Below are 18,041 nucleotides of genomic sequence, written 5' to 3' on the forward strand. Positions count from 1 at the left end.
TCAGGGCCAAGTGTGCGATTCTTCGCAGAAGAATCGGGGTGGTCCGTTAGCGCGCGGCCGCCAGAAGCTCTGGCAGGGCGGCCAGCGTCTTGTCCACCCCACCGCCGTGCTCGGACAGGAAGCGGTCGATCTGGGCGCGGCTCGGCAGGGGGGCGTGGGGGCCTAGCGCCTCGCACAGTTCGCCCGGCGAGGCGAGGTGGCGGCAGACGCCGGCTGCAATCGCCTCCTTGGCCGGGTATTCGATGGTGTGGATGTCGGGGCCGACCATGACCGGTTTTCGCAAGGTCAGCGGCTCGGAGATGTTGTGCGAGCCCTTGGGCGTGAAGCCTCCGCCGACCGACACCCGGTCCGCCATGGCAAGCCATGCATACATCTCGCCAAGCGAGTCGCAGAGCAGCACGTCGATGGTCGGCGGCACGCCCTCGGCCGACAGGTCGGGGCCAAGGATCTCGGAGCGTCGGGCAAAGGCCAGCCCGTCGGCGCGGATCAGATCCGCCACGGCGCCGAAGCGTTCGGGCGCGCGAGGGATGTAGAGGACCAGAGGGGCCGGAAGACCGGCAGCATGGTGCTCTGCCCGGGCGGCGTGGATCGCAGCGAGGAAGATCGCATCTTCGCCCTCGACCACGCTGGCGAAGGCGAAGACCGGACGATGCTCGGCCCGGAACCAGCGGCGAAGCGCGAGGCCCTTCTCGACCAGCGCCTGCGGCACCGGCTGTTCAAAGCGTAGTTCTCCGGTGACAGCGATGTTGGTGACGCCGACGCTTTCGAACCGCGCGCGCTGGAGGTCGGATTTCACCAGCGCCCCGGCAAAGCCCGTCATCATCGCCGCGCGGATCGGCAAATGGCGGGCGTCGCGGGCGAGGCTTTTCGACGGGTACTGCGCGTTGCACATGAACAGCGGCACGCCATGGCGATGGGCCGAGGCGATCATGCGCGGCCAGATCTCGATTTCCATGACCAGTCCGTAACGCGGGCGGTAGGCGTTGAAGAAGCGACGGTAGGCGAAGTCAAACTCGAACGGCACCCAGACCGGGACAAGCCGCCCCTCGGCGATCTCGCGCGCAAAGACCGCCGCCGCCTCGCGCCGACCGGCGGGGGTGAAATGGGTGGTGACGACCCGCTCGCCGCGGTCGAGCAGCGCCCGGATCAATGGCGTGGCCGAGCGCATTTCGCCAAGCGAGACGGCATGGATCCAGACCGAGTCCGGCAGGCGGCCGTGGGACCGGCCGAAGCGTTCGCCAAGATGCGTGCCATAGTCGGCATCCTTGCGGGCGCGGCGGCGGATATAGAGCAGGATCGCGGGCAGGGCGAGGACCCACAGGAGCGCATAGCCCAGCAGGAACAGTCGAATGCGCAGGGTCGGGTAGGGGGCCTTGGTCATCGCGGCATCAGGTCCAGCAGGCGGTCGCTGAGGGTGATGATCCCCCCGGCGGCACTTTCCTGCAAGGCCGAGGCCCGCGCCGCGATGTCGCGCAGGTCGGCAGCATCGAGCGCCGTCTCGAGCGTGGCGGCGTCGGTGACCAGCCGCGTCGCCCCGGCACTTTCCAGCTGCGCATAATCGGCGGCGAAATTCGCAGTCTCAGGGCCATGGAGGACGGCGGAGCCAAGGCGCACCGCTTCCCACGGGTTGTGGCCCTGCACCGGGCCGAAGCTGCCGCCGATCAGCGAAACCGGGCAGAGCCGGTACCACAGGCCCATCTCGCCGAAGGTATCGGCGATCCAGACGGCGGTGGCGGGCGCGGGAAGCTGCCCCTCGGAGCGGAAGGCGTAGGTCAGGCCATGCGCCTCGCAATCAAGGGCGATTTCGCGGGCGCGGGTGGGCAGGCGGGGTGCGAGGATCAGCAGACTGGCCGGATCGGCCGCGAAGCGGCGGGCCTGAACGGCCAGGGCGACGCGCTCGTCCTCGGCATGGGTCGAGGCGGCGCACCACGGGCGGCGGCCGGTCAGTTGGGCCTCGACCACCGGGCGGTCCGGACTATCGGCGAGAGGGGCGCAGGCGGCCTTGAGCGATCTGGTCACGGCAACCACAAGGCCCGGGGCGAGTGCGCGCAGGTGGTCGGCGGTGGCGTCATCCTGCGCGGCAATATAGGCAAAGCGGCGGTAGAGATCGGCGTAAAGCGGGCGGGCCTTTCGGCGCGAGGCGTAGGAACGGGCGTTCATGCGGGCGTTGATCATCGCCAGAGGGATGCCGCGCCGCGCCGTTTCGACCACGAAGCCGGGCCACAGGTCCTGTTCGGCCCAGACGGCCAGATCGGGCCGCCAGTGATCCAGGAACCGCTTGCGGAACACCGGCACGTCGAGCGGAAGGTACTGGTGGATGGTCCGCGGAGGTCGGTTGCGGTCGAAGACCTCTCCGGAAGCACGCGCAGAGGATGTCACGAGGAAATGGAGGTCCGGGCGCGCCTCGGCCAAAGCCTCGATCAGGCCCCGCAGCGCCAGTACCTCGCCGAGGCCGACCGCGTGCATCCAGATCAGCGGACCTTCGGGACGAGGCGCCATCTGATTGGCACCTTTCTCGCGCCAGCGGTCGGCGTGTTCCTTGCCGCGCTTGCGGCGGCTCTCGATATGCTTCCAGGCGCGCAGGCCGAGCGCATGGGTTGCGGCGAGATAGAGCCGCAGGAGGGGCCCGGTCGGCGACTCAGCCAAGGTCGCTGAACTGCTTTTGCAGTCCCCGCTCCCAGAAGGCGGGGTCTTTCAGCACTTCGACAAATCGATCCGCCGCGCGGCCCTCGCCGAAGGCTGTGTGGCTGTCATGCGGCCTTCCCCACTCCGTCGCCACGAAGGACAGGATCGCATCGCGGTCGAAGGCTGTGGCCGTCGCGATCGAGGGGGCCGAGCCGCGGTTGGTCTGGCGGGTGCCGATGTCGAGCGAGGGAAGGCCGAGGAACGGCGCCTCTCGCACGCCGGCGCTGGAATTGCCGACCATGCAGGCGGCGTTCTTCATCAATTCGGAGAAGTGGGCGAAGCGCATCGAGGGAAGGATGCGGAAACGATCCGTGGGCAATGTTTCCAGAACGCGGAAGATCGCCTCGGAGCCGGGGTCGTTGTTCGGTGCGATGACGACGAAGGGCTTTCCTGACGCAGCAAGCGTGCCGAACAGCGCCTCGGCCTGGCTGCCCATCGTCGCGGACTCGGAGGTGACCGGGTGGAAAGTGACGATGCCGTATTCTGTGAAGGGGATGGCGTAGTGCGCCTTTACTTCGTCGATCGACACACCCGAGGCCTGCGAGTGAAAATCGAGCTCCGGCGAGCCGATGACATGGATCGACTCCGCCGGTTCGCCAAGCGACATGACCCGGCGGGCGGCGTCCTCGCTCGAGACGAAGTGGTGGGTGGCGAGCTTGGAATTGCAGTGGCGGAAGATCTCGTCGATCGTGCCCGAGACCTCGCCGCCCTCGATATGGGCCGAGCGGACGTAGTTCGTTGCGCAGACCAGCGCGCAGGCCAGCGCCTCGATCCGGTCGCCATGCACCACGGCAAGGTCGGGGCGATGCTCGGTCAGGAAATCGGAAAAGCCGACGACTGTCTTGGCCAGGATCAGGTCCTGCGGGTCACCCTCGCGCTGGTTCTGGAACTCGAACATCTCGGCGCCGGGGAAGCGGGCAACTTCCAGCTTGGTGCGGCCGTAGCGCTCCATCAGGTGCATGCCGGTCACGAAGAAGGCCACGGCAAAGCCGGCATCGCGGGCTGCGACGGCCAAAGGTTCCAGCTTGCCGAAATCGGCGCGGGTGCCGGTAATGAAAAGGATGCGTCGGGTCATCGGGCCAGGTTCGGGTGGATCGCGCGAGGATAGGCGGGTCAGGCGGTAGCCTGCAAGGCAGGGGGTCAGGCGCTGTTGCGCCGCTCGGCCCCGCCGAACTGCTGATCGTAGAGCGCACGGAAGGTGCCCTCGCGGGCAAGAAGGGCGTCGATGGAGCCTTCTTCCGACAGGCGGCCATTCTCGATCACGCAGATCTTGTCGGCATTCAGCACGGTCGAGAGGCGATGCGCGATAACGACGGTCGTGCGCCCCTGGGTCAGGTGCTGCAGCGCCTCCTGAACCAGCGCCTCCGAGCGGCTGTCGAGCGCACTCGTGGCCTCGTCCAGCAGAAGGATCGGGGCGTTGCGCAACATGGCGCGGGCGATGGCGAGGCGTTGCTTCTGGCCGCCCGAAAGGAAGGCGCCGTTTTCACCGACCTGGGTGTCATAGCCTTTCGGAAGTTTCTCGATGAACTCATGGGCGTTGGCGGATTTGCAGGCTGCGACAATCTCCTCGACTGTGGCGTCAGGCCGGCCGAACCGGATGTTCTCGGCGACTGAGGCCGAGAACAGGAAAGTGTCCTGCCCCACATAGCTTATGAGATCGCGGAGCGAGGCAAACGTCGCAAGGCGGATGTCGTGGCCGTCGATCCGGACCGTTCCATTTCTCGGGTCATAGAGCCGAAGGATCAGGTTCAGAATGGTCGACTTGCCGCCGCCTGAAGGGCCGACCAACGCCGTCGTCTTGCCCGCCTCGAATGCGAGGGAAATGTTGTTCAGGACAGGGCGGCCATTGCCGTAGTCGAAGGAGACCTGATCGAAGGAAATCCGCCCCTCGCCCTTGGCAAGATGAAGCGCTTCGGGGTGCTGGGTCAGGGTTTCGGGCTGGTCGAGCAGTCCGAACATCATCCGAACGCCCACCATGCCGGATTCGATCGACACCCTCATCCGTGACAGGCGTTTGGCTGGTTCATAGGCCATCAGCAGCGCGGTGACGAAGGACATCAGTTGACCGGGCGAAGAATTGGACTGGCCGAAGGCCTGAACGGCCGAAAGGGCCACAACAGCGGCGATGGCAAAGCCCGACAGAGTATCCATCAGCGGGCTGGTAATCGCCTCGAGGCGCGCAATGGCGTTCGAGCGCTTCTCGACTTCGCGGACGGCCTTGTTCATGCGGAAGGCCATTCGGTCTTCCAGCGCGAAAGCCTTGATGATGCGGATGCCCGTCGATGTTTCCTGGATCACCTTGATGATCTCGGCAAGCGAGGCCATCTCCTGCTCCATGATGGCTCGGACCTTCCGCAGCAGGATGCGGATGCCGAGAATCGCGAGCGGTCCGAAGACCAGGGACACCATCGAAAGAAGCGGCTGCTGCCAGAACATGACCGTAACCAGACCGATCAATGTCAGCAGGTCGCGGACGAAAGATGTCACGATAATGTCGATGATGGATCGTGCTGCATTAGCCGACTGGGTGACCCGCATCAGCAGGTCCGAGGATTCCGTCAGGTTGAAGAAGGAAACGCCCTGGCGCAGGAGCTTGTCGTAAAGCTTGATCTGCTGGGTCGCCACGATCCTGTTGCCCGCACGGGTCAGCGCGACAGACTGCACATAGGTCGCCAAGCCCTTCAAGGTGAAGATCAGCGCCACCGCGCCGGCCACCAGGAACACCATTCCCCGGTTGTCAGGGATCGTCATCGCATCAACGATGTAGCGCATGATCCAGGCTGTGGCTGAGGTCATGCCCGCCACCACGATCATCGCGAGCACGGCTATGATGTACAGATGTCGTTGGGCGCGGATGTTCTCGCGCAGAAGCCGCCAGAGCTGCTCTTCCCTAATGATCGGAAAGACGTAGGCCAGTTTCTCGGTCAGTTTCAGCGCCATTCGACGGCAGGTCCCGATATCGTTCGCTCCGGCCGGGAAGACCTCCCGCGCGGCACATGTTGGCGCCCTACATAGTGGATCGCCTTCTGTCGCGCCACACCCCTGCGGCAAATCCCGCCGCGCCATCGGCATTGTAACGCGGATTGCGCATTCGTCGTATTGGACAAAGCCAGGACAAGTGCCATCTACTGGCAGAGACAGGAACAAGAGGTTGCAATGTCTGACAAGCGTGAAACGGCCATTTTGGCGGGCGGATGCTTCTGGGGGATGCAGGACCTGATCCGCAAGATGCCTGGCGTAATCAAGACCCGTGTCGGCTACACCGGGGGAGACGTGGCCAACGCGACCTACCGCGATCATGGCAGCCATGCCGAGGGGATAGAAATCGTGTTCGACCCCGAGGTGTTAAGCTACCGCGACCTTCTGGAGTTCTTTTTCCAGATCCACGATCCCACCACCCTGAACCGTCAGGGCAACGACATCGGTATGTCGTACCGATCGGGCATCTACTGGCTGACCGAGGAGCAGAAGGCCGAAGCCGAACGCACGATCGCCGATGTGGATGCCTCCGGGATCTGGCCCGGCAAGGTGATGACCGAAGTCAAGCAGGCGGGTGATTTCTGGGAGGCGGAACCCTTCCATCAGGATTACCTCGTTCGCAATCCGAACGGCTATACCTGCCACTTCGCGCGACCGAACTGGAAGCTGCCGCGCCGCGCAAGCGACGCGGCCTGAACGGGGAGGGGCCATGCCCGACGGAGCGCCCCATACCGCGCCGGTCTTCGGATTGGACAACAGCTATGCGCGCGACCTGCCAGGCACGTTTGTTGCCTGGCGGGCCGCACGCGTAGCGGCGCCGCGGCTTCTGAAGCTGAACCGCGAACTGGCCGAAGAGCTGGGGCTGGACACCGCGACCCTTGACGGGCCGCTCGGGGCAGAGGTGTTTTCGGGCAACCTTCCTCCATCCGATGCCGAACCGCTTGCGCAGGCCTATGCGGGCCATCAGTTCGGGGGGTTTTCGCCCCAGCTGGGCGATGGACGCGCGCTGTTGCTGGGTGAGGTGATCGATCGGAAGGGACGCCGGCGAGACATCGCGCTGAAGGGATCTGGGCAGACACCCTTCTCGCGCCGCGGCGACGGCAAGGCGGCCATCGGGCCGGTCCTGCGTGAATACCTGATCGGCGAGGCGATGCATGCTCTTGGCATCCCGACCACGCGAGCACTCGCGGCCGTGGCGACCGGAGAGCAGATCCTTCGCGACACGGCGTTGCCCGGGGCGGTTCTGACCCGCGTGGCGGCCAGCCATATCCGCGTGGGCACGTTCCAGTTCTTTGCGGCCCGCGGCGACCGAGAGAACCTGGCCAAGCTGACGACCTATACGCTTGCCCGCCATTATCCCGCAGTCGCCAGCGCAGAGCCTCCCGCCTTGGCGCTGCTGGGGGCGGTGACCGAGGCACAGGCTCAGTTGATTGCCCAGTGGATGGCGGTGGGCTTCATCCATGGTGTCATGAACACGGACAACATGACGCTGTCGGGCGAGACCATCGACTATGGCCCCTGCGCTTTCATGGACGCCTATGCGCCAGGGACGGTGTTTTCCTCGATCGACCATCAGGGCCGCTACGCCTACGGCAACCAGCCGGGTATCGCCCAATGGAACCTCGCACGGCTTGCCGAAGCGCTTCTGCCGCTGATCGACCCGAACGAGGATCGCGCGGTGGAACGGGCGACGGATGTCTTGCAGGGTTTTGTTCCAGCTTACGAACGCGCCTGGACTGACCGGATGCGGGCGAAACTGGGGCTGGCGGAGGCCGAGGACGGCGACGCGGCGCTTGCGCTTGGCCTTCTTGCGATCATGGAGGCGGAAAGGGCGGACTGGACGCTTGTCTTCCGGCGCTTGTCCCGTGTGGCGCAAGGCGATGCCTCGGCGTTCCGGCTGCTCTTCGGCAATCCCGCGGCGGTCGATGACTGGCTCACGCTCTGGCAGGCGCGCTGCATGCGTGACGGCCGGCCCGCAGAGGTCCGGGCCGCAGCGATGGATCGGGTCAATCCTCTGGTCATTCCCCGCAACCACAAGGTCGAAGAAGCGATCGCGGCGGCGGTCTGGGAGAACGATCTTGCCCCGTTTGAGGCGCTTCTCGACCAAATCCAGCGACCATTTGAAGAGATGGAAGGGCGCGAGGCTTTCGTTCTGCCGCCTCCGCAGTCCTTTACCGAGAATTTTCGTACCTTCTGCGGCACCTGACTCCGGTCCTGCCTGCCTTTTGCCCAGGGCTGCCCTTGCAGCCCCCGGAACGCGCAACTAAGACTCTGGCAAGACCACCGGCGATAGTCATCGCGGAACATGAGGCAGGACCGATGAAAGACCCGATCGACACTTACATGAACACGCTCGTGCCGATGGTGGTCGAACAGACCAGCCGGGGCGAACGGGCCTATGACATCTATTCGCGCCTCCTGAAGGAACGGATCATCTTCCTTGCTGGCCCGGTGCATGACGGCATGTCGTCGCTGATCTGCGCGCAACTGCTGTTCCTTGAGTCGGAGAATCCGTCCAAGGAAATCGCCATGTACATCAACAGCCCCGGGGGTGTGGTCACTTCTGGCCTGTCGATCTACGACACGATGCAGTACATCCGGCCGAAGGTTTCGACCCTGGTGATCGGGCAGGCGGCCTCGATGGGCTCGCTCCTGCTGACGGCGGGGGAGAAGGGAATGCGTTTCTCGCTGCCGAACAGCCGCGTGATGGTCCACCAGCCCTCGGGCGGGTATCAGGGCCAGGCGACGGACATCATGATCCACGCCCGCGAAACCGAGAAGCTGAAGCGCCGGCTGAACGAGATCTACGTGAAACACACTGGGCAGTCCCTGGAAACAGTGGAAGCGGCACTGGAGCGCGACAACTTCATGTCGGCCGAGGATGCCAAGGCCTGGGGCCTGATCGACGAGATCCTCGAGGCCCGCGGCAAGATGGACGACACGGCGAAGTGACGTCGGGGCCCTGTGGCCATAAGGCCACGGGGCATGATTTGCGATTGTGAAGGTTTTGGGTCTGTCCTAGACTTTTCACGTTAGAGGCAAGGCCAGCCTTCGGGCCGGGCGGCCGCCAGGCAGAGGACGACGATGGCGAACAATTCCGGCTCCGACAGCAAGAACACGCTTTACTGCTCGTTCTGCGGCAAGAGCCAGCATGAGGTCCGCAAGCTGATCGCCGGACCGACGGTGTTCATCTGCGACGAATGCGTCGAGCTTTGCATGGACATCATCCGTGAGGAAACGAAATCCTCCGGGCTGAAATCCTCGGACGGGGTCCCGACCCCGCGCGAGATCTGCAAGGTTCTGGACGACTATGTGATCGGCCAGATCCATGCCAAGCGCGTGCTCTCGGTCGCGGTGCACAACCATTACAAGCGGCTGAACCACTCGTCGAAGACCGATATCGAGCTGTCGAAGTCGAATATCCTGCTGATCGGCCCGACCGGCTGCGGCAAGACGCTGCTCGCGCAGACGCTGGCCCGCATCCTGGATGTGCCCTTCACCATGGCCGATGCGACGACGCTGACCGAGGCCGGCTATGTCGGCGAGGATGTCGAGAACATCATCCTGAAACTCCTGCAGGCGTCGGAATACAACGTCGAGCGGGCACAGCGCGGCATCGTCTATATCGACGAGGTCGACAAGATCACGCGGAAGTCCGACAACCCTTCGATCACCCGCGACGTGTCGGGCGAGGGCGTGCAGCAGGCGCTTCTGAAGATCATGGAAGGCACGATCGCTTCGGTTCCGCCCCAGGGCGGTCGCAAGCATCCGCAGCAGGAATTCCTGCAGGTCGACACGACGAACATCCTGTTCATCTGTGGCGGCGCCTTTGCGGGGCTGGAAAAGATCATCGCGCAGCGCAACAAGGGCTCGGGCATCGGCTTTGGCGCCGAGGTCAAGGACCCGGATGCGCGTGGCGTGGGCGAGCTGTTCATGGAGCTTGAGCCGGAAGACCTGCTGAAGTTCGGCCTGATCCCGGAATTCGTCGGCCGTCTGCCGGTCATCGCCACCCTGACCGACCTGGACGAGGCGGCGCTGGTGACCATCCTGACCGAGCCGAAGAACGCGCTGGTGAAACAGTACCAGCGCCTGTTCGAGATCGAGGGCGTTAAGCTGACCTTCACCCCGGATGCTCTTGTCGCCATCGCCAAGCGCGCGATCAAGCGCAAGACCGGTGCGCGTGGCCTTCGGTCGATCATGGAGGACATCCTGCTCGACACCATGTTCGAACTGCCGGGCATGGAAGGCGTGGAAGAGGTCGTGGTGAACGAGGAAGCCGTGAAGAGCGGTGCCAAACCGCTGCTGATCTTCACCGAGCCGAAGAAGAAGAAGGAACCGGCTTCGGCAGGCTGACCTGACTCCAGAAATGGAATTGCGAAAGGGCAGGCACGCGTCTGCCCTTTTCGATTCTTCTGCGAAGAATCCTGGGACGCGTTGATTTTTCGCAGAAAAATCGTTTGTGCCGGTCAGCGTCTTGTCAGGCCGAAGGCAAGGATGATCGCGTCCGCGCATTGACCGGGCGACGACTGTCCCGTCTCCAGTTCCAGATCATAAAGCTGGCCGCGGTGGACCCGGCCGAATTGCCAGCGGGCAAGCCCAGGCATCCGATCGCCGCGGAACCGCTCGCGGGCTTCCAGCACGTGTAGAGGGGCGTGCAGTCCGATCATGCGCAGGTCGTGACCTTCCAGACGCCGACGATACTCTTCCCCCTCTGCCGGCGACAGCATCACGTCGTCCACGATCAGGTCGTTGCCGGCGTCGGCCATCGCCACGACCGAGGCGCGAAAGCCGGCCATCAGCCTGCCGCCCAGAGGTCCCGAATGGATTGCAACGCTCGGCATCCCCGCCTCCACTCCAGCGATGAAGGCAAAGGTCGAGGGATCGTCCTGAAGGTCTGCAGGCAACATCTCGATCCAGCTGTCCATCTTTACGTGCATGAAGGGCGCTGCCAGCCGCTCCTGCAGGGCGCGCGCCACCGACGATTTTCCGACGCTGCCGACGCCGTTCAGGACCAGGATGGTGGATTGGTTCGGCATCTGGCGTCCTTCCGCTTGCGGGCAGGCTAGGCCGCGACGGACGGGGCGGCAATCCCGCGCAGGGCGTTCTCGCCTCTGGACCTCGCGCCCGCCTTCGGCCATAGAGGGGCAAACGACCCGCGGAGGCCCCGATGGAATTCCTCAAGCGCCTTGTCACCTGGTGGAACGGCCAGACGCTCGGCACCCAGCTGTTCACCGCCCGCCGGGGCGTCAAGGTGGGCGAGGACGATCAGGGCAACATCTATTACGAGACCCGCGACGGCAAACGCCGTTGGGTCATCTATAACGGCGAGGCCGAAGCCTCGCGCGTGTCGCCCGAATGGCACGGCTGGCTGCACCACACCTGGAACGACCCGCCGACCAAGTCGCCGCTCAAGCACAAGGCCTGGGAAAAGCCGCATCAGGAGAACCTCACGGGCACTCTGGCGGCCTATGCGCCGCCCGGCTCGATCCGCCGGCCTGACCCGGTCGTTCGGGCCGATTACGAGGCCTGGCAGCCAGAATAATGGCCGAGAACGTCACAGAAGTCGTCGCTGGCGGCGCAGTTCTGGCCGTTGCCCTCGGGTTTCTGGTCTATGCCGGCCAGCATACCGGCTTTTCGCCGACCGACAGCGGCAGCTATCCCCTGAAGGCCAGTTTCCGCTCGGTCGAAGGGGTGAAGGTCGGCACGGATGTGCGGCTGGCCGGGGTGAAGGTCGGAACGGTGACCAGCCTGACGCTGAACCCGCAGACCTTCTATGCCGATGCGACCGTCAGCGTGCAGAACGGGATCGAACTGCCTGATGACAGCGCCATCGTGATTTCGTCCGAAGGGCTGCTCGGGGGCAATTTCGTCGAAATTCAGCCGGGCGGATCGACCGAGATGCTGCCTCCGGGTGCGGAGATCGAAGACACGCAAGGCGCCGTCAGCCTGATCACGCTGTTGATGAAGTTCGTCAGCGGATCGAGTGAGGACAAGACGTGATCCGAGCCGGGCTGCTGGCCGCTGTCATCGCCTTTCCGGCCATGGCCGAAGAGGTGGGCGATGCCCCGGGCGGCGTGGTTCGGCTGCTTGATCGTCTGACCGGGCAGCTTGAGGACATCGACCTGAGCCGCGGCCAGAGCGCCACGCATGAACGGCTGACCGTTCAGTTGGACGACTGCCGCTATCCGCTCGCCGATCCCGCCTCGAACGCCTATGCGCATCTGACCATCATGGACGCGATGACGCCGGGGGCACCGGTCTTTGCCGGCTGGATGGTGGCCTCGAGCCCGGCGCTGAACGCGCTGGACCATCCGCGCTACGACGTCTGGATCCTGCGTTGCGACACGCCGACCCGCGACGGCGAATAGCCGGGCGGATCGAAGCCGGCCTCATGGTTCAAGGCCTCGGCAAGGCGGCGGTGATAGTCGCCGCGGGGGATTTCTTTGCCGCCAAGCGAGGCGAGATGCGGGGTCAGGAACTGCGTGTCGAACAGGGTGAAGCCGCCAGCCCTCAGCCGATGCACAAGCCAGGCCAGCGCCACCTTCGAGGCATCGGTGCGGCGCGAGAACATGCTTTCACCGAAGAAGGCCGCACCGAGCACGACGCCATAGACACCACCGACCAGCTCATCGCCCTCCCAGACCTCCAGCGAATGCGCGTGACCCTGGCGGAACAGCTCCATGTAAAGTCCATGGATTGCCGGATTGATCCAGGTTTCGGGGCGGTCAGCACAACCGTGCAGCACGCCATCAAAATCGCTGTCTGTTCGAATTGTATAATTCCATCCGCGTATTCTGCGGGAAAGCGAACGTGAAATGTGAAATCCGTCCAAGGGCAGAATACCCCTGCGCCTTGGGTCCAGCCAATGGATCCCCTCGCTTTCGCGGCTTTCCGCCATCGGGAAGATCCCGGCGGCATAGGCGCGCAGGAGGATGGGCGCGCTCAGGCGGTCTGACATCGGGCAGCATCCAGGGCGTAGCGCCTGGCCAGGACGTCCGCCAGCACATGGGTGACGTGCGCTAAGGCAGAGGTTCCGTTCTCCGGAGCGGAGACCAGTGACAGCGTCACGTCGGGCAACCGCGGCAGCGTCTCGTCCGCCTCGATCTCGGTCAGGCCCGCCGGCCCGGTTCCCGCGGCAACCGCCGTCACTGCCGCCCCCGCCTGAACGGCTGCAAGAATCCCGGCCTGGCCGCGGCTTTGCATCGCGACCTGCCAGTGTGTCCCTGCCGCCGTCAGCGTGTCGATCATGGCGCGGCGGAACACGCAGCCCTCGGGATAGGCGGCAAGCCGGACCGTGTCCCGGGGCATTGCCGGGCCGGTCAGCCAGCGGAGCGGCGCGCGCACCGTCAGGCGTGCATCCGGCGGTGGAACCGTCAGGGTGACCAGCGCCAGGTCCGCCTCGCGCCGCTGGACCTGCGCCAGCAGCGTGGCGCTTAGGTCGCAGACCACCTCGATGTCGATCTCGTTGGCGGCAGGGCCCAGTGCCTCCAGCATTGGCCCTAGGAAGGCGAGGGCGTAGTCGTCGGGCATCCCGATGCGGACGCGGGCGCGCGTGGGGCGGCGGGTCGCCGACAACATCTCGTCATACACGGCGAGGACCGTCAGCGCGCGGGCATAGAGGTCATTGCCTAGCGCGGTGGGCTCCATCCTATGGTGTTGGCGCAGGAAGAGCGCCCCCTTCATGTCGGTCTCCAGGAGTTTCAGCCGCATGCTCATCGCGGCTTGCGTGCAATGCAGCCGTTCAGCAGCCCGAGAGATCGAGCCGGTCTCGTAGATCGCAACGAAACTTCGCAGCAGTCGGAGTTCGATATCCAATTGCCATAACCCCCGCTGATACCGGGATAAGGATCATTTGTTTGCGACCCTATACCCGCCTGGCGATGCTTCCAATCGCCACAGAGAGCGGAGGATGGCGATGCGGGTCGGTTTCATCGGACTGGGAACCATGGGGCGGAATGCGGCCACGAACGTGCGGCGCAAGGGATTTGATCTGGTCGTCTACGACATCAGGCCCGAGGCGGCCGAACCGCTTGTGGCGATGGGGGCCGTCGCTGCCAGGTCGCCAGCTGATGTCCTGGCCGCCGCCGACGTGGTCGTTACGATGGTCTTTGGCCCAAAACAGGTCGCCGAGGTCATGCGGGGGCCGGGCGGGTTCCTGTCGGGCGAGCCAAAGGGCAAGATCTGGATCGACATGACCACGTCCAGCCCGTTCCTGATGCGCGAGCTTGCGGCAGAGTTCGAGGCACGGGGCGGATTTGCCGTCGATGCGCCGGTTACCGGGTCGGTCGATGCCGCGATTCGGGGCGACATGCCGATGTTTGTCGGCGGGGACGATGCGGTCATCGAGCGCGTCCGACCCGTGATCGAGGCGATGGGTCGGCTGCGCAAGGTTGGCGGCTATGGCAACGGATATGTGGCCAAGCTCGTCAACAACCAGCTATGGAAAATCCATGCGGCGGCGATCGGCGAGGCGATGGTGACGGCCAAGCTCGCCGGACTTGATCCATTGGTCTGGTGGGAGGTGATGAAGGGCGGTGCCGCCGACAGTTTCGTTCTGTCCCATGACGTTCCCTCGATTTTCGCCGGGCATTACGATCCGTCCTTCCCGATCGCGCTGTGCCTCAAGGACCTCGACCTGATCGACGAACTGATCCGCCACACCGGTACGCGGAATGACCTGACGGCTGCCACGCATGAACGGTTCCGCGAGGCGGGTCGGCGATATGGCATGGGGGCAGGGGAGATGACCGTCTGCAAGGTGATCGAGGACGATGCCGGGATCGACCTGCGCGTGCCAGGAGACTGGCAGAAACCGTGGGAGGTCAAGGCCCCGGAGTAGCCCCCGGAGCCTCTGGACTTAGGCGAACTTCTTGGCCAGCCACTTTTCCAGCCAGTGGATGTTGTAGTCGCCGGTCTGGATGTCCGAGTCGGCAAGAAGGGCGTGGAAGAGCGGGATCGTGGTTTCGACCCCGTCGATCACCAATTCGCCAAGCGCCCGGTTCAGCCGCGCCAGCGCCTCGGGCCTGTCGCGGCCGTGGACGATCAGCTTGCCGATCAGACTGTCGTAATAGGGCGGGATCGAATAGCCGCCGTAAAGCGCCGAATCCATCCGCACACCAAGGCCGCCGGGGGCGTGGAACACCTTGACCTTGCCGGGGCGGGGGGCGAATTCCGGGATCTTCTCGGCGTTGATCCGGACCTCGATCGCGTGGCCGTTGATGACGAGATCGTCCTGGGTGAAGGACATATCCATCCCCGAGGCCACGCGGATCTGCTCGCGCACCAGGTCCACACCGAAAATCGCCTCGGTCACCGGGTGTTCCACCTGCAGGCGGGTGTTCATCTCGATGAAGTAGAACTCGCCATCTTCGTAGAGGAACTCGATGGTGCCTGCGCCGATGTAGTTGATCTTGGCGACCGCCTCGGCGCAGATGCGGCCGATCCTCGCCCGCATGTCCGGCGTGATGACCGGGCCGGGCGCTTCTTCGAACACCTTCTGGTGCCGGCGCTGCAGCGAGCAGTCACGCTCGCCCAGATGCACCGCCTTGCCGCGTCCGTCGCCGAAGACCTGGATCTCGATATGGCGCGGCTTCTGCAGGTACTTCTCGATATAGACTTCGTCGTTGCCGAAGGCGGCCTTGGCCTCGGACCGGGCGGTGCGGAAGGCGATCTCCAGCTCTTCCGGCGATTTTGCGACCTTCATGCCCCGGCCGCCGCCGCCGGCGGTGGCCTTGATGATGACCGGATAGCCGATCTCGGCCGCAACCTTCAGCGCCGTCTCGAAATCCGGCACGCCGCCGTCCGAGCCCGGGACCACCGGAATGCCAAGTGCCTTGGCGGTTTCCTTGGCGGTGATCTTGTCGCCCATGATGCGGATATGTTCCGCCGACGGGCCGATGAAGGTGATGCTGTGATCCTCCAACGCCTGCGCGAACGAGGCGTTTTCGGACAGGAAGCCATAACCCGGATGAACGGCCTGCGCCCCGGTGATTTCGCAGGCCGAGATGATCGCGGCCTTGTTGAGATAGCTTTCCGAGGACGGGGCCGGGCCGATGCAGACGCTTTCATCGGCCATGCGCACATGCATCGCGTCGGCATCCGCCGTGGAATGCACGGCGACCGAAGTGATGCCCATCTCGCGGCAGGCGCGGATGACGCGCAGCGCGATCTCGCCCCGGTTGGCGATCAGGATCTTGTCGAACATGGGTCGGGTTCCCTGTGTCGTCGCTTCCGGGCTCATTCGATGATCATCAGCGGCGCGCCGTATTCGACCGGCGAGCCGTCTTCGATCAGGATGCGCTTCACCGTCCCGGCGCGCGGGGCCGGGATGTGGTTCATCGTCTTCATCGCCTCGATGATGAGCACGGTCTGTCCCTCGCTCACGGTCGCGCCGATGCTGACGAAGGGCGTCGCTCCCGGTTCGGCAGCCAGATAGACGGTGCCGACCATCGGCGATGTCACCGCGCCCGGATGCTGCGCGGGATCCTCGACCAGAGCCGCAGCGGCAGGGGCTGGCGCTGCTGCAACGGCAGTGGGGGCCGCGTGATGAATCACGGGTGCCGGGGCGGCGACGGCAGTCGTCACGATGTTGGCTTGCTTGACGACGCGCACTTCCAGGCTGTCGTCTTCGCCGTATTCCCGTTTCACCGACAGTTCGGTCAGGTCGTTCTTGTTCAGAAGCTCCGCGAGCGCCTGGATGAAGGCCACGTCCGCGTCGGTGCTTTGTTTGCTCATGCCGTCCTCTATGGGATGTTCTTCTGGTTCTTGATGGGCGGACCCCAGGGCCGCCTCATGGCCCGCCCGTTATATGCGAGGCATCGTGGGGTGAAAAGCGCCTACCTTGAGAGGTGCCGCAACCGGATTGCCCAAATTTTCGGCGTCGTTTTTTCGATCCCTGCCGCATCGCGCCGAAACGAAAATTTACCATTTGATAAAAAAATGACGCTGTGGCAGCCTTCTTCAAAAGAACAACATCAACGGGAGGGTCCAAAGTGACCAACAGCCAGCTGACGCCCGGCGTGGTGCCGGGGCGTTTGCCCGCCACCGCCTATCGCGAGCATTTCGCCGACAAGGACCCGGTGTTTGACCGGCACGAGGCGCAGGTGGCCGCGGATCGCTGCTACTTCTGCCATGACGCGCCCTGCATGACGGCCTGCCCGACCTCGATCGACATCCCGCTGTTCATTCGCCAGATCTCCACCGGCACTCCCGAGGCGGCAGCGGTGACGATCTGGTCGCAGAACATCCTTGGCGGCATGTGCGCCCGCGTCTGCCCGACCGAGCAGTTGTGCGAGGAGGTCTGCGTGCGCGAGGTGGCAGAAGGCAAGCCGGTCGAAATCGGGCGGCTCCAGCGCTATGCCACCGATACTCTGATGGCAAAGGGGGTTCATCCCTTCGCCCGTGCGGCGCGGACAGGCAAGACGGTGGCCGTGGTCGGGGCGGGGCCGGCCGGGCTTGCGGCGTCGCATCGGCTGGCGATGCATGGCCACGACGTGACGATCTACGACGCGCGGCAGAAGGCCGGCGGCCTGAACGAATACGGGATTGCCGCCTACAAGGCGCCGGATGACTTCGCCCAGGCCGAGATCGACTGGTTGATGAAGATCGGCGGCATCACGGTCAAGACCGGCAAGTCGCTTGGCCGCGACATCTCTCTGGACGACCTGCGCAAGGCGCATGATGCGGTCTTCCTCGGCATCGGGCTTGCCGGAGTCAACGCGCTGCGGGCCGAGGGCGAGGATAAGGCGATGGTCCGCGATGCGGTCGATTTCATCGCTGAACTGCGCCAGGCCGCGGACAAGTCGACGCTCCCCATCGGGCGCGACGTTGTGGTGATCGGCGGGGGCATGACGGCAGTCGATGCCGCGGTCCAGTCCAAGCTGCTCGGCGCCGAGAACGTGACGATCGTCTATCGCCGCACGCAGGACAAGATGTCGGCCTCGACCTACGAACAGGAACATGCCGCCTCGAAAGGCGTGCGCATCATCACCGGCGCAGCCCCGCTGCGCGTCCATGGCGACGGCGCGGTGCGCGAGATCGAGTTCGCCTACACGATCGAGGGGCAGGATGGCCTTGCCCTGTCGGCGGAGACCTTCGTCCTGAGGGCTGATCAGGTGTTCAAGGCCATCGGCCAGACGCTTGAAGGCCAGCCCGACGGCCTGAAGCTGGAAGGCCGAAAGATCGCGGTGACCGGGGCAGGGCGGACGTCTCTGCCCGGCGTCTGGGCGGGTGGCGACTGTGCGGCCGGGGGCAACGACCTGACCGTGACCGCCGTGGCCGAGGGTCGCGATGCCGCCGAGGACATCCACGCCAGCCTGATGGCCGGGGCATGATCTGTCCGGGTTGCATCCCTGTCGCCTCCGGGCTAGGCAAACGGC

General features: G+C 64.8%; 18 protein-coding genes. 9 read left to right on the forward strand and 9 right to left on the reverse strand.

Annotated elements, in window-relative coordinates; all coding sequences use genetic code 11:
* Nucleotides 1–46: 46 nt before the first annotated feature.
* The 4 genes from L0V05_RS11705 to L0V05_RS11720 form a co-directional block, all read right to left on the reverse strand.
* Nucleotides 47–1,381, reverse strand: a complete 1,335-nt coding sequence (locus L0V05_RS11705) for a 3-deoxy-D-manno-octulosonic acid transferase (RefSeq protein WP_234870707.1) — start codon at nt 1,379–1,381, stop codon at nt 47–49.
* Nucleotides 1,378–2,646: a 3-deoxy-D-manno-octulosonic acid transferase gene (locus tag L0V05_RS11710; protein ID WP_234870709.1), complete on the reverse strand. Its 1,269-nt coding sequence runs from the start codon at nt 2,644–2,646 to the stop codon at nt 1,378–1,380. Before L0V05_RS11710 ends, L0V05_RS11705 begins: the two co-directional genes overlap by 4 nt.
* Entirely contained in the window at nt 2,639–3,760 is a 1,122-nt protein-coding gene (gene neuC, locus L0V05_RS11715; protein WP_234870711.1) for a UDP-N-acetylglucosamine 2-epimerase, read from the reverse strand. Before neuC ends, L0V05_RS11710 begins: the two co-directional genes overlap by 8 nt.
* 65 nt (nt 3,761–3,825) lie before the next feature.
* On the reverse strand, nt 3,826–5,625 hold the full coding sequence (locus tag L0V05_RS11720) for an ABC transporter ATP-binding protein (protein ID WP_234870713.1): 1,800 nt from the start codon (nt 5,623–5,625) through the stop codon (nt 3,826–3,828).
* A 216-nt stretch (nt 5,626–5,841) separates the two neighbouring features.
* Between L0V05_RS11720 and msrA the strand changes: the two genes are divergently transcribed.
* From msrA to clpX, 4 genes are all read left to right on the forward strand, one after another.
* Nucleotides 5,842–6,360: a peptide-methionine (S)-S-oxide reductase MsrA gene (gene msrA, locus L0V05_RS11725; protein WP_234870715.1), complete on the forward strand. Its 519-nt coding sequence runs from the start codon at nt 5,842–5,844 to the stop codon at nt 6,358–6,360.
* Nucleotides 6,361–6,373: 13 nt separating this feature from the next.
* Entirely contained in the window at nt 6,374–7,870 is a 1,497-nt protein-coding gene (locus L0V05_RS11730) for a protein adenylyltransferase SelO (protein ID WP_234870716.1), read from the forward strand.
* Between the two features lie 113 nt (nt 7,871–7,983).
* Nucleotides 7,984–8,616 carry an ATP-dependent Clp endopeptidase proteolytic subunit ClpP gene (gene clpP, locus L0V05_RS11735; protein WP_234870718.1) on the forward strand — a complete coding sequence of 211 codons (633 nt, stop codon included), beginning with the start codon at nt 7,984–7,986 and terminating at the stop codon, nt 8,614–8,616.
* Between the two features lie 132 nt (nt 8,617–8,748).
* A complete protein-coding gene (gene clpX, locus L0V05_RS11740; protein ID WP_234870719.1) occupies nt 8,749–10,017 on the forward strand; it encodes an ATP-dependent Clp protease ATP-binding subunit ClpX in 1,269 nt (422 codons plus the stop codon).
* Nucleotides 10,018–10,130: 113 nt separating this feature from the next.
* Here clpX and L0V05_RS11745 read toward each other — a convergent pair whose 3' ends face one another.
* Nucleotides 10,131–10,700, reverse strand: coding sequence for a chloramphenicol phosphotransferase CPT family protein (locus tag L0V05_RS11745; RefSeq protein WP_234870720.1), 570 nt, complete (start codon nt 10,698–10,700; stop codon nt 10,131–10,133).
* Between the two features lie 131 nt (nt 10,701–10,831).
* On the opposite strand from L0V05_RS11745, the gene L0V05_RS11750 reads away from it, so the two are divergent.
* The 3 genes from L0V05_RS11750 to L0V05_RS11760 are packed head-to-tail and all read left to right on the forward strand — an operon-like array spanning nt 10,832 to nt 12,032.
* A complete protein-coding gene (locus L0V05_RS11750) occupies nt 10,832–11,206 on the forward strand; it encodes an NADH:ubiquinone oxidoreductase subunit NDUFA12 (RefSeq protein ID WP_234870721.1) in 375 nt (124 codons plus the stop codon).
* On the forward strand, nt 11,206–11,664 hold the full coding sequence (gene mlaD / locus L0V05_RS11755) for an outer membrane lipid asymmetry maintenance protein MlaD (RefSeq protein WP_234870722.1): 459 nt from the start codon (nt 11,206–11,208) through the stop codon (nt 11,662–11,664). The genes L0V05_RS11750 and mlaD overlap by 1 nt, the downstream gene beginning before the upstream one ends.
* Nucleotides 11,661–12,032: a DUF2155 domain-containing protein gene (locus L0V05_RS11760; protein WP_234870723.1), complete on the forward strand. Its 372-nt coding sequence runs from the start codon at nt 11,661–11,663 to the stop codon at nt 12,030–12,032. Before mlaD ends, L0V05_RS11760 begins: the two co-directional genes overlap by 4 nt.
* On the opposite strand, the gene aat is transcribed toward L0V05_RS11760, so the two are convergent.
* A complete protein-coding gene (gene aat, locus L0V05_RS11765; RefSeq protein WP_234870724.1) occupies nt 11,981–12,622 on the reverse strand; it encodes a leucyl/phenylalanyl-tRNA--protein transferase in 642 nt (213 codons plus the stop codon). The two genes, L0V05_RS11760 and aat, sit on opposite strands and share 52 nt — an antisense overlap.
* A complete protein-coding gene (locus tag L0V05_RS11770; RefSeq protein WP_234870725.1) occupies nt 12,607–13,479 on the reverse strand; it encodes a LysR family transcriptional regulator in 873 nt (290 codons plus the stop codon). The genes aat and L0V05_RS11770 overlap by 16 nt, the downstream gene beginning before the upstream one ends.
* Before the next feature lie 100 nt (nt 13,480–13,579).
* Here L0V05_RS11770 and L0V05_RS11775 point away from each other — a divergent pair, with 100 nt between their 5' ends.
* Nucleotides 13,580–14,503, forward strand: a complete 924-nt coding sequence (locus tag L0V05_RS11775; RefSeq protein ID WP_234870726.1) for an NAD(P)-dependent oxidoreductase — start codon at nt 13,580–13,582, stop codon at nt 14,501–14,503.
* Between the two features lie 18 nt (nt 14,504–14,521).
* On the opposite strand, the gene accC is transcribed toward L0V05_RS11775, so the two are convergent.
* Both accC and accB read right to left on the reverse strand, forming a co-directional pair.
* Complete coding sequence (gene accC / locus L0V05_RS11780) at nt 14,522–15,868, reverse strand: acetyl-CoA carboxylase biotin carboxylase subunit (protein ID WP_234870727.1); 1,347 nt, start codon at nt 15,866–15,868, stop codon at nt 14,522–14,524.
* 32 nt (nt 15,869–15,900) lie between these two features.
* On the reverse strand, nt 15,901–16,398 hold the full coding sequence (accB, locus tag L0V05_RS11785; RefSeq protein ID WP_234870728.1) for an acetyl-CoA carboxylase biotin carboxyl carrier protein: 498 nt from the start codon (nt 16,396–16,398) through the stop codon (nt 15,901–15,903).
* Nucleotides 16,399–16,655: 257 nt separating this feature from the next.
* On the opposite strand from accB, the gene L0V05_RS11790 reads away from it, so the two are divergent.
* Nucleotides 16,656–17,996 carry an NAD(P)-dependent oxidoreductase gene (locus L0V05_RS11790; protein ID WP_234870729.1) on the forward strand — a complete coding sequence of 447 codons (1,341 nt, stop codon included), beginning with the start codon at nt 16,656–16,658 and terminating at the stop codon, nt 17,994–17,996.
* Nucleotides 17,997–18,041: the final 45 nt, after the last annotated feature.

The sequence above is a fragment of the Alitabrizicola rongguiensis genome, from assembly GCF_021491355.1.
GTDB classification, from domain to species: Bacteria; Pseudomonadota; Alphaproteobacteria; order Rhodobacterales; family Rhodobacteraceae; genus Aliitabrizicola; species Aliitabrizicola rongguiensis.

Bases quoted from the DNA above. Each gene is read 5' to 3' on its own strand.
- L0V05_RS11705 (WP_234870707.1), bottom strand. From the start codon at position 1,381: ATGACCAAGGCCCCCTACCCGACCCTGCGCATTCGACTGTTCCTGCTG.
- neuC (WP_234870711.1), bottom strand. From the start codon at position 3,760: ATGACCCGACGCATCCTTTTCATTACCGGCACCCGCGCCGATTTCGGC.
- L0V05_RS11720 (WP_234870713.1), bottom strand. From the start codon at position 5,625: ATGGCGCTGAAACTGACCGAGAAACTGGCCTACGTCTTTCCGATCATT.
- msrA (WP_234870715.1), top strand. From the start codon at position 5,842: ATGTCTGACAAGCGTGAAACGGCCATTTTGGCGGGCGGATGCTTCTGG.
- L0V05_RS11730 (WP_234870716.1), top strand. From the start codon at position 6,374: ATGCCCGACGGAGCGCCCCATACCGCGCCGGTCTTCGGATTGGACAAC.
- clpP (WP_234870718.1), top strand. From the start codon at position 7,984: ATGAAAGACCCGATCGACACTTACATGAACACGCTCGTGCCGATGGTG.
- clpX (WP_234870719.1), top strand. From the start codon at position 8,749: ATGGCGAACAATTCCGGCTCCGACAGCAAGAACACGCTTTACTGCTCG.
- L0V05_RS11745 (WP_234870720.1), bottom strand. From the start codon at position 10,700: ATGCCGAACCAATCCACCATCCTGGTCCTGAACGGCGTCGGCAGCGTC.
- L0V05_RS11750 (WP_234870721.1), top strand. From the start codon at position 10,832: ATGGAATTCCTCAAGCGCCTTGTCACCTGGTGGAACGGCCAGACGCTC.
- mlaD (WP_234870722.1), top strand. From the start codon at position 11,206: ATGGCCGAGAACGTCACAGAAGTCGTCGCTGGCGGCGCAGTTCTGGCC.
- aat (WP_234870724.1), bottom strand. From the start codon at position 12,622: ATGTCAGACCGCCTGAGCGCGCCCATCCTCCTGCGCGCCTATGCCGCC.
- L0V05_RS11775 (WP_234870726.1), top strand. From the start codon at position 13,580: ATGCGGGTCGGTTTCATCGGACTGGGAACCATGGGGCGGAATGCGGCC.
- accC (WP_234870727.1), bottom strand. From the start codon at position 15,868: ATGTTCGACAAGATCCTGATCGCCAACCGGGGCGAGATCGCGCTGCGC.
- accB (WP_234870728.1), bottom strand. From the start codon at position 16,398: ATGAGCAAACAAAGCACCGACGCGGACGTGGCCTTCATCCAGGCGCTC.